The sequence below is a fragment of the Psychrobacter halodurans genome (genome assembly GCF_017498075.1).
GTDB lineage: Bacteria > Pseudomonadota > Gammaproteobacteria > Pseudomonadales > Moraxellaceae > Psychrobacter > Psychrobacter celer.
The window spans coordinates 61,945-72,918 of sequence record NZ_JAGBKN010000014.1 but is presented as its reverse complement, the minus strand read 5'-3'; the positions used below and the strand labels follow the sequence as shown (position 1 = coordinate 72,918).

The 10,974-nt window shown below is 44.0% G+C and carries 7 protein-coding genes; 2 read left to right on the top strand and 5 right to left on the bottom strand.

The genetic code is table 11. From position 1 onward, the window contains the following. The 5 genes from J3491_RS07930 to J3491_RS07910 form a co-directional block, all read right to left on the bottom strand. Positions 1-1,550, bottom strand: a 1,550-nt coding sequence (locus J3491_RS07930) for a contractile injection system protein, VgrG/Pvc8 family (protein WP_207969762.1), incomplete at its 3' end; no start/stop codon positions are given. Between the two features lie 36 nt (positions 1,551-1,586). Continuing rightward, positions 1,587-2,363: an OmpA family protein gene (locus J3491_RS07925; protein WP_172953090.1), complete on the bottom strand. Its 777-nt coding sequence runs from the start codon at positions 2,361-2,363 to the stop codon at positions 1,587-1,589. Positions 2,364-2,491: 128 nt separating this feature from the next. Beyond that, complete coding sequence (gene tagF, locus J3491_RS07920; protein WP_207969761.1) at positions 2,492-3,442, bottom strand: type VI secretion system-associated protein TagF; 951 nt, start codon at positions 3,440-3,442, stop codon at positions 2,492-2,494. Next, positions 3,439-7,386 carry a type VI secretion system membrane subunit TssM gene (tssM, locus tag J3491_RS07915; RefSeq protein ID WP_207969760.1) on the bottom strand — a complete coding sequence of 1,316 codons (3,948 nt, stop codon included), beginning with the start codon at positions 7,384-7,386 and terminating at the stop codon, positions 3,439-3,441. The genes tagF and tssM overlap by 4 nt, the downstream gene beginning before the upstream one ends. A 70-nt stretch (positions 7,387-7,456) precedes the next feature. Next, a complete protein-coding gene (locus J3491_RS07910; RefSeq protein WP_207969759.1) occupies positions 7,457-8,992 on the bottom strand; it encodes a hypothetical protein in 1,536 nt (511 codons plus the stop codon). Positions 8,993-9,119: 127 nt separating this feature from the next. Between J3491_RS07910 and J3491_RS07905 the strand changes: the two genes are divergently transcribed. Beyond that, positions 9,120-10,178 (top strand): M15 family metallopeptidase, encoded by a 1,059-nt coding sequence (locus J3491_RS07905; RefSeq protein WP_207969758.1) that lies wholly within the window; start codon positions 9,120-9,122, stop codon positions 10,176-10,178. A 103-nt stretch (positions 10,179-10,281) separates the two neighbouring features. Then, on the top strand, positions 10,282-10,965 hold the full coding sequence (locus J3491_RS07900) for a hypothetical protein (protein ID WP_100749584.1): 684 nt from the start codon (positions 10,282-10,284) through the stop codon (positions 10,963-10,965). The last annotated feature ends 9 nt before the right edge of the window (positions 10,966-10,974 follow it).

The window sequence follows — 10,974 nt, the reverse complement described above, 5'->3', positions numbered from 1 at the left end:
TTGTCAGTGGCAAACAGGCTAGGGCGACTTGATGATAATAAGCTACCGGTATTCGTCAGATGCTCACTATCACCGATAGCTTGCATCAGAGTTTGATCATCTGCTCTATGGGTAAAGTGGCTACCATAATTGCTTCCTGCTTGGGCTTCTAATCGATTGATAGGTTGAGCAGGGCTGTCTAATAAATAGTGGCGTGTCGGCGTCATATGATTGCGACTGTCCGTGTCAGACTGGCTATCTGTGAGCCCCGTCGCTGGCGGGAGTGCTTGTCTGCTGTATAGCGCACCTACCCAAGGCGTATCAGCGGTGATCAGTCTGAGCTGGGTTAAGTGAGTACCTGCTTTTAGATCTGAGGCATGGCGCTGCTGATGACGACGGCTGATCGTGAGTCCTGTGACATGAGCGAGGCTATTGCGTGCTAAATGCACGATATGAGTGGCGCGGTAATGCTGATTAAGATGGTTATGACCTACTAGAGTAAAAGTGTCCGCAACGTTTAAATCAGTACAGTGAGCAAGCGCATGGTAGACGCTGTAGCGACTGTGGTGACTATTTGCCATGATAGTAGCGTCATCGATAGACTCGGTATCAGTCACTGGAGCAAAGGCGGCTGGAGTGTCGATCGTAAGGGTAGACGTATTGGTTTGGCTATCTGCCTCACTATCACTGATAGCTATATTTGCTGACTGGACCGGGTGGGCCACGCTAGCGCTATTAAAGCGTTGCACCGTGACGGTACTCGGCTGGGTGATGATTTGTTCACTAAGGGCTAAGATTGGCGCGTGAGCGCGATCATGTAGCACTTGCTGATAACGTACTGAGCCGATGCTTTGACTGATACCATCTTCATCACTAGGATGAGCTGAAGTAATAATAAGGGTGGGCGGTGCGTGCTCCTCGGTTTGCGCGTGCCTGAGGTAAGCGGTGAGTCCTTGGCGTGAGAGGCGTTCGCAGATATGACTCCAGTCACTGCTTTGCCACTGGGTCATGCGTGCTGGGGTCCAACTGGCGTTTTTCTCACTACTGCTATCAGTACCACTATCATCGATCACGTCTATCTCTTGCATGGCGACGCGTTCTGTTACCATGGCTTGTACCGACAGGTCGGTATCTATCTGGCTGCGCAGATGCTGATGCAAGCGATAAGTGGCGGGCTGTGCGATGAGTCGATAGTAGCCATAGCTGCCATCATGATCGAGCTGGAAAAGGGCGGTGATATATAGATGACGATAGGCATGCCCACTTGGGGTGTCAAAGCTTAGGGTTAAAGAGCTACCAATTAAGGGAGTCAGTGGCATAAAAGGGGGGTGATTGAGCTCATGGATATAGACGTGCAGCACATAGGTGTCAATACCGTGTTGCTGGCTGTTATTGGCGTTGAGGAGTGCAAGGAGACCGGCTTCATTAGTCGTTCTAATGAGATTCTGCAGCCAATTTTTATGCTGTTTGAGTTCCTGTTTAGCGCTTGCATAAGCAGCTTGGGTATTGCCTTCACTGGCATATAGTCTATCGGCATGCATGGGTACGATAGTGTTGGTTAGGCGTAGCATGGGTACGGTGCTCCTTATCGGTTGTCCCGACTCCTATTATTCGGCCAGAGTGAATTCAATACGGCGATTGCGTCGGCGTCCCTCGTCGCTGTCATTACTAGCGATAGGATCCTTATCGCCTTTTCCCGCGGTACTCAATCTTGTGGCATCAATATTACGACCAATTAGATACTGCTTAACTGCTTCAGCACGTTCGTTTGAAAGCAATAAGTTGGCCTCTGGGTTACCTGTATTGTCAGTATGGCCAGTAATGACAACCGATTTATCACCAATACGCGTAAGCACGCCTGCCATATCATCTAAGATACCCAGCCCTAAAGGTGTCAAGTTGGCACTACCGGACTCAAACTCTACGATACGATTGCCCAAGGTGTCATCGATCAAGCGTTGCTCACCTGCTGTGACCACCAACTTATTATCAAGCTGGTAAAGATCTGTTAAGCGAGTGTGGATGCGGTTTTGGATGGCTTGTTTTTGTTCAATACTATTGACTTTGCCATGTAGGCTGATAGTAGTACCATGAATATCAATACGTCCTTGTCTGATATTCGAGATATCACTGTCGATAATGGCAGTCGCTATTTGTTGCCAATTGGTAGGGATGTTGATATTTGAGCGAACTTCTATCTCATCTCGTACAGGTTTATTTGGATATTGGGCCTTGAGTTTATCAAGCAATTGATCTTTATCGGAGCTGGTAGCAACCACACCTTTGATGACAACGGGTACCTCTACATGGTTGGTGTCAATAAAGGTGTTATCTTGAGCGGCAAAAACTGCAATACTGGCCAGTAACGCAGTTGTAAATATCATGATAGGAGCCCGGCGGGTAAGGGCGGATCGTTGCGAGAGTGCAGATATGCGCATACAAATGCCTTTTTATTTTTTATACTGATAAAACTTAGAGGTCAAAGCCATCAACTATGATGACTGCTCAAATATTATTTTGCCAAAAATATCGTCTTGAATAATTGCCTAACATCATATAAATAGGCATCATCTTGTAATAATATATTGTGAAATCGAGTCAGGCCGATATCATCATCAATAAACTGCTGTGTCCATGAGCTATCGGCGATATTGACCCAGCTTCCATGTTTTGTTGACGTACTTGTCAGTATTTGCATCAATGTAGTGGCGGCCGGTTTTGAAAAACTCATTAGGAGGTGATAATGCCCGTCACGCCAGTAAAAATAGCTGTTAAAGTACAACTGATGCGGTGCATAAAACCCATGAATGAGGTCGTGCCAAAAAGAAGCAAAATAAATGGCTTGCGTCTTGTTATCAGGCAATGACCAGTAAATAGCCTTATTTAGACCATGGAAGCCTTTGGTAAATGTGGGTAAAAATAGTAACCCTGTCGCGATGATCTGCTCAATCAAAGAGGCCTTATCAATATCTATCATCATCGCGCCTTCTTGCAATGTGGTAGAGTTAATAAAGTCGTAATAATGTGTACTGGCATTATGATCAATCGAAACAAAGCTTTGGTTGAGCGTCTCCGTTATCTGTGTGTTGTCGACCTGAGATCGTGCTTGATCTAAGGTTTGATGGATATCATGCCACATGCCCGCTGATTTTATGGGTAAGTATTGCATCCATGCTTTAGGCTTATTGAGGTGCATAAGTCCAAATCCGATGAATGGGTATTGGCGATTACTACTATCATAGCTAGATATTAGTACGCCAGTCATGATTTTGTTTTCTGCGGTATCAACATGGCTAAAGTGCAGGGCTAATGAAGTATCCATCTCATCCGCTGATTCAGATAGTGCTTGACTGACCCACTGATCAATGACATTGATCTCGCTCATGTGCGAGCGCGAACGAACAAAATCGCCACGACAAGGTAGTTTGCCAAAGTAAACCAAAGGAAGCGTATCAGGTATCATGATGTTGGCTCCTCGATGAGCGCATCGCTTGGGCGGCTGGCGCCGGTAGCGTTATCTGTGTTAGGCGGACTGAGTAAGCCGTCATCATGAGCTGTCGTGTTTTCAGCTGAGCCCTCATTGCTGCTTATCGGCGTTTGGGTGCTTTGGGGTGTAGAATGCTGGCTATCCTCATCGGTGGGTTTTGCGGTGCGAGTTACACCAATGCCAATGACTTCTTCAGGCAGTTTCATGCCAGTAAATGGGTTGTCTGATTGCCCTGAAGCGTTTGTATTCGCACTACCACTGATGATTCTAAAGCGTACCGAAACCGTCACCCCATCACCTGCCCAAGTCATCTCAAACACATCATTACCAAGCTCAGTTCTTTGTGCTGCATTAATAAAACGCTCTACGCCAAAACTACCAGCTTCTTCTAAGATCGTATAGTCCCGACCATCGTAGTCTTTGGCGCGTATGCTTGCTCCGGGTTGACTGCTTGGGTTTGGCCATACAAAGGTCGTCCATGCCTGCGTACCCATACGGTACCGTAACTGCTGACCATCTAAAACTATCGTGTACTCGGTCAGTCCACTGACAGGTAGAGGCATGATTTGAAAGGTGGTTTGCTTAGCAGTACTGTTACTATTAGAGGAGTTTGTGCGTTGGCTCCCTGTGTAATTGACAAAGTAGCGTCCAAAATCGGCAACAAACTTAGGATTTAGACCAAGTCCTGCACCATTCCAAATTTTGCTCGATATCTGATCACCGCGGCGAATAATAAAGGGAGAGAGGGTCTCATCTACAAACCTTGCTACATAGCCATCATCACCAAAAAACTGGCCAATCTCAGCAGGTGTTGCCTCTAAACTTGCGTTTTGAGTAAAAGGATACTTGCCAGCTAGGTCGTCCAAAAATGGCTTATACACTTGAGCTTGCCAAACTTTATTAATTTCAGTTTTGGTCGGTGTGAGCAGCATGTTAAACGAGCGGGTAAGCGGTTCACTTAATAAGGGCCGAATCAGTTGTTTGATTTGTGAATTGGATTGGCTCAAGATTTGTTCATCTAATATCTGTAAAGATTGAGTCAGCTCGGAGCCCTCACTACTTAGTGTTTGGGAAGCAAAGAGTAGAGCATCAGGGCCAATGTCATCACTTCTCGTGATATTGTTGAATCGTGTCCTAATTCCACCCAAGCTTGTCAAGTAGTTATCTAATAACGATAAGTCTTGGTTATCATCACGCGGCGTCACCAATGCATGTATGGCGGCAAACTCTTGTGCTATTGCTCCAGACTTTGTTGCCGTGGCAGACGCTGAGTGTGCGGCGTTATTATTTAGCATTGTCTGAGCTTGTTTTAATTCTGTAGGACTTTGACGCAATATGGTTTGTTTAAACCAATCTACAAATGATCGTTTTGACTCATCAGATTGAGCTGGGTTTTGATGGTTTGCGCTATCCCATTGCGTTTGACGATCAACAGTATCAAATAGAGTAATAAGAGGAGATTGCTTGGTATTTGATAATTGACTTAACAGCATGGCATGATCTTTGAAGTCTTTACTATCTCGTATATATACTTGAGACAAAAAACGTTTCCACTCTGCAATATATTCTTGCTTATAGCGATTGACGAGATACTGGCGGATTTGTTCAGGACTACCAGTTAGTGTCAAGTCATCTTTGCTGCTGGTTGCCAGTACCCAGTCATCTGCGACAATTTTGTTGGTTGCTGCCTTATCAATTTCATTACTAATAAACGATGACCAAGCGTTTTTGGTAAAGGTGCCTGAAATCACATAGCCCCCAAGCAATGCCTCTGTAGGGGTATTTTGAGTTATTTGAGCCACTGTCACTGAGGGAAAGCGCGATGAGGCGCGCATTTTTATCTCAGCATAAACGCGCTCGCGAGCAGGCTGTCCTTTGCTCACTTTGGTCAAAGTCGCGCGTGTATTATCAACTAGAGCCAAATCGTTTTGAATACGAGGGAAGCTGGCGTCATTAGTATGAGATAGAGTGAAAGCTAAAATACGCTCAGCTTGACGAATCATTTTATCACGTTGCATATCGGCACGATTGGCTTCTAGCCAAGTACGCCAAAACCTAGTCATTTGATCGCTGAGATGGCTGGCTTCTAAATGCTCATGATCGCTCAACATTAAGTACGCTTTTAGCGCGTTATAAGCATCTTCTACATCGGTTGGGTCTGACTGCACGTAGGTATCTATAGCGTCTTTATCATCCTCACTTGTCTGTTTGGCCTTAAGTTTTGACGCATTGGCATTCACCTGTGTCAAAAACGCTTCAATATTTTGTTTGGTCGGCGATAGTACAATAATATTAATACCGTGAAAGTACTCTGCTAGCAGTTTATGTTTGAGAGTATCGCCTTGATATAGCCCAAAACCTAACGATAATGGTCGATCTTTTTCATAAGCCTCTAGTTGTTCAATGCGGCTTTGCAAAATAGCCAATGACTCAAGTTGTGTTTGCAAATCACCATTCGTGTTGTTTTGCATGCGAGCCACTTGTTGTAAATCAGCGATAACACGCTCAGTTAATTGTTTGTTATTAGCATATGACCAAGTCCATAAGCCGGAGGCGGTACACAACAGAACGACGGCAGCAAGCGTAATGACAGCTCTATAACTGCGTTTTGTGCGATTTTTGTACTGCTTGACTAAGTGCTTGTCCTTTAAAACCACCTTTGAAAACAAATCATGTAAAAAGTAAGCGGTGTTGTCGTTTTTATGGTGGTTTTTATCACTAAGAGGCGATGTGGTGCTTGGCTGTAAATGATAGTTTTCCACCATTTGCAGCGTCATTTGACTATTGACCTGACCTTCTTGTAAGGCACTGGTAAAATAAAACCCGCGCAATATTGGCTTGAACTGAAATGGGTTGTCTTCAAACAAAGCATGCATGAGTGTTCGTATCATAGGGCGTAACGACTGAAACTCCATAGGAAATGTCATTAAGCTTGGCGATACGGTACGCTGATGGCGTAATGAAAGCTTGGTTGTGCTCAGATCTTTTAAACCATTAACCAAAATATTAAAGTGTTCTTCAAAGACATCGGTGATATTAATATTGTCGGGATCGTCTGGGTAAGGGATGGTCGCGCCCCATACTTGGTCACGCTCTGCTTGCTCATAGTCCTGAAAAAAATCACGAAAACCTGATACCAAATCCATTTTGGTAAAGACCACATAAACAGGTGCGTACACTTCTAGCTGTTCTGTTAGGTCTTGAACGCGGCTGCGCAGGTTTTTTGCCAGATCCAGTGCATAATTGGGGTCGTTTTTAGTCAGCTCGGCGATACTGACCGCGATGATAATGCCATTGATGGGTGCCTTGGGGCGGTTTTTTTTGAGTAAATTTAAAAACGATAGCCACTCTGAACGATCTTCCTCGTAAGCTGAATAACGCCCAGCCGTGTCCAACAAAATGCCTTCGGTTGAAAAAAACCAATCACAGTTTCGCGTGCCGCCGACCCCTTTTACTGATAACTGGTTGGTCTTTTCCATAAATGGAAAGTTAAGTCCGGAGTGAAGTACAGCTGAGCTTTTCCCTGCGGCAGGATTACCAATGACCATATACCAAGGTAATTCATACAAAGCCGCTTTGCCAGTTTGATCCCCCAGTTTTGATTGACGGATGGTTTTGATTGCCTCTTGTATTTGCCCGCGAAGTGCTTGTACTTCTTGAGCGTCTTCAGTCTTCGTCACAGGATGCGTGGCTGTGTCATTATCTTCAACCAAGTTTGCCAGATCGTCAGATGCCTTTTTGCGTTTTTTGTACCAATAATAAAGGCCTGCTCCTAATAGTGTACTAATGAGCAAAAGCGCCACAGTGATCAAAAAAGCCTGAAAGGGCAGATAATCGTACAACAATATAAGGGCAACAATGGCGCCTAAAAAGAGTAATACTCGAGGATCATAGATGAGGTGATAGAACCTTGAAAACATACTTGCTACCTAGTGCGTTTGTGATGCTATAAACAGAAGACTGAAATAATGTAAAGATTATGAGGGTGAGTTACGGCGAAATAGTATGCCATAGCACACAATACGGCTTATGTTTGGTCACTAAAAATAAGAAATCTGATGCGGTGTGATCAGATTGTGTGTGATTAATAAACAAAGATATTGCGATAAACGGTTTTAACCAAGGGTTAAGTGGCATATAATGCCCTAAATGATGTTCATTTACTAGCGCTTGTTGTGCTAAAAGCGCATCTGCTAACGCCATAAAGGTGCTGGTATCATAAGCTTGTGATACTGGATTTATGTCAGACATTAAAATGATATCCATATCAGTCATCACGTTCTTATCGTAATTATTTACTTCGTTGGTTGTGTTGTTTTGATTGTACTCGTCCGCTGACAACCGATGGTGTAAGAGGTACTCTCTGATGATCGCAAGGTCGTGAGCATATTTCCAAGTCTCGTTGTGGGACGGCTTTTGGACTGCTGCCTCGTTGTTTGCAGGAGTCATGGCACAATAAACAGCGTCATCGATGAGAAGCGTTTTTTGGGCGGCATTATTATAAAACATAAGTAACACACCAGCTTCTGTAGGAATGCTTGATGCATTGACTGTGTTTAGCGCTATCCAGTCCTCACTGATCTGTGAGTCTGCGATGAGCAGCATGCAGACCTTGGGAGTGTCAGACGTGGATAAGGTTGCAAGATAACTGTTGATGAAGTGATCAGGACTGCCACTACTATCGGTCAAACTGCCATCTGATTCGTGATCAGGAGTGTTGTCTTCTATGATTATGCTATCGATAGTAAAAGCTTCTGTAGGCAAGGTGAACTCGTAAAGCTGCTCGCTCAAAACGCTTTTGAGTATTGACGCATCTGCCTCTTTAGGAAGACATAAAAATACCGATAGATCGATGGAAGGCCTGCTATCAGGCAGAGCTGGCTCCGTTGCCGATGGGGTGTTTTTGACGATGTAGTGTTGCTGCCACTTTGGATGTACCTCTATTGCAGCGTTATGCTCGTTTTCAGTCGATAGTGTTGTTGATAGATGCTCTGCGATTAAAAAGATAGTCTCACTGTGAGCATGTAATAAGGCCTGCATGATGGCTTTTACTCGTAAAGTAGCATCAGATGGGACCTCGTCATCATATGTTGCTCGAATAGGATGATCAATATCAGGAATGGGTTTGGTTAATACTGGCATACCGTCGATATCAGATAGTTGGTCGCTTAAGACAGTCAGGTCTTGTTGGTCATTACTGATATCGAGCCAGTTACTGCCTTCTGGTAGGCACACGCTACTTTGAATATACAGGTGATAAGATAAAGGTGGTTGGATAGGCGGAACATTTTCTTCAGACTTATCGGCATCACTGGATGGGTTTTGAGCGCTTTTTTTCCATGTGTTGAGCGCAAAAATAAAGCCCATCAATAATACAGGCACTGCGATAAACCATAAGACAATGTTGACTATAGTTAGCTGCTGAGTGTTGTCTGAAAAATACATCCAAGCCAATAATAGATGAATGACTAGTATGGTGCCTAAAATTTGTCGACTATATTTAACGATCGTTTTTTTTATATTCATCGATTATTCTCAACTCAGCTTGTGGAACTAACGAACAACTGACAGGTATTGTTGCAGGGTATTCTATGATATTTAGAGCATCGTTGCTACAATAGCGCCCTAACTTATCCTGCAATTGTTTATTTTTTTGGTTTTTGTCATTTATATTATGGTCTACCTGATTGCTGTGTTGTTCACTGTGCTTTCTATCGTTGTGATGATCACCTTATTTGATCCGCAGCTATATAGCCGTCTTCGGTACACGCTAAAAGGTCGCGTGCGTGCTGTCTCCGGTTGTTATAGATATCCAAATTTATCGACGCTTAATAAAGCTGTAATGAGTGGCTATCGTCATATTAATAAGAATTTGACCTCCTATCGACAAAAGAGTTCAGTGATAACGCTGCTCTCATCATTGATAATTATAACGACAGCGGGCCTATGTTATTTGCTGCTAAACACCCATTCATTGGCTGTCTATCATGCTGATACTGTCGCTTCTAATGCGAATCTACAGGTTAATCAAATACTGCTGGGTGAGCGGTTGAGCCCTCCACCTCCACCACCTGAAGATTTGTTTGAACAGTTAGATGCCGAAATTGCCAGTTATCGAGCAGAACAGGTAGATATAGGTTATTGGTCCAATACTAACTCTACTATGTCACAATCTGGCTCGTCTTTACTGAGGGCAGAACCAAACATGGATATTCAGACAATGGATGACACAGCAGCCTACTCAGACGATATCTTGTCATCTCACCTTATCAATGGGCATATTAATATTAAGAATGCCGACCGCAATTGGAAAAAAATGAATTCAGACTTTGTTCAGCGGTTACTGACAGTTTACAAAGTCATGAGCGAGCAGTATGGTTACGATATGGTGCTGCTTGAGGGGTATCGCAGTCCTGCGCGTCAAGCAAGGCTACTAAAAAAAGGCAGTCATGTTACCAAAGCTGGCTCTTACAAAAGCTATCATCAGTTTGGGCTGGCAGGGGATAGCGCGTTTATCAGAAATGGAAAAATTGTCATTAGTGAAAAAGATCCTTGGGCCATGCAAGGTTATAGGCTGTACGGCGAAGTAGCGAAATCTGCTGGCTTGGTTTGGGGTGGTGACTGGAAGATGATGGACTTAGGTCATGTTGAACTACGTAAAAAAGGCGTGCTTGGTCGTCCTGATATGGCCGAGATTTTAACCCGTCAATAGCATTACGTGATTACCAGAGCAACAGTCAAGATAACTCATTGATAAAAGAAACAACCATCCATCGTTTTAACCATTAAATAACGTAGTAGGGCAGATAATTAGTATGAATCAAACAAAAAAGCTGGCAGGCGCAATCGCGATTATGAGTGCATTGTCGGGGGTAATGTTGGTCGGCTGTAGTGCCAAGCCTGAGATAACTGCTACAGGAGAGGCGCCATCAGACGGAGCATCGACATTAGCGGGTAGCTTAAAAAATATGATAGCGGACTCTGATTCTAAAGCGGAGCTAGCAGCGCTTAAGGCACAGCTAAAAATGCAGCAACAACGTCTTGAGGTTATGAGTGAAGAGCAGCAGTCTTTGCAAGAAGCGCTCAAACGTCAGCGTATTACAGTTGAGGTTCACCCACTGGCTGATGCCAATGCAGGGCGATCAAATAGCGCTACCGCAAGTACAGCGTACATTGCTTTTTTAGAAAATAAAGAGCAATTGGCAGATATAGAAACACTTGCTTCTAAAGAGTTTAGCGTTATTCCTAATCGTCAGAATAATGTAACGGTGTCTATTCCGCAGGGCATGGATTTTATTGCTATTAAGCTCAATCTAAGATACACAAAAAAGCGTTCACAGTTTGTGATCCCGTTAAGTAGTCTAGATTTTGATACCCCCCTGACTCTCAATATTGGTGCGTGTGATGTGAATATTACCTCAGGAGTCAATCCTGAGCTTGCACCTGACTTTACCCAAAAACTTAATTATTATCAGCAACCATTGGTCAGCTGTTTGTAGGAGATTGTT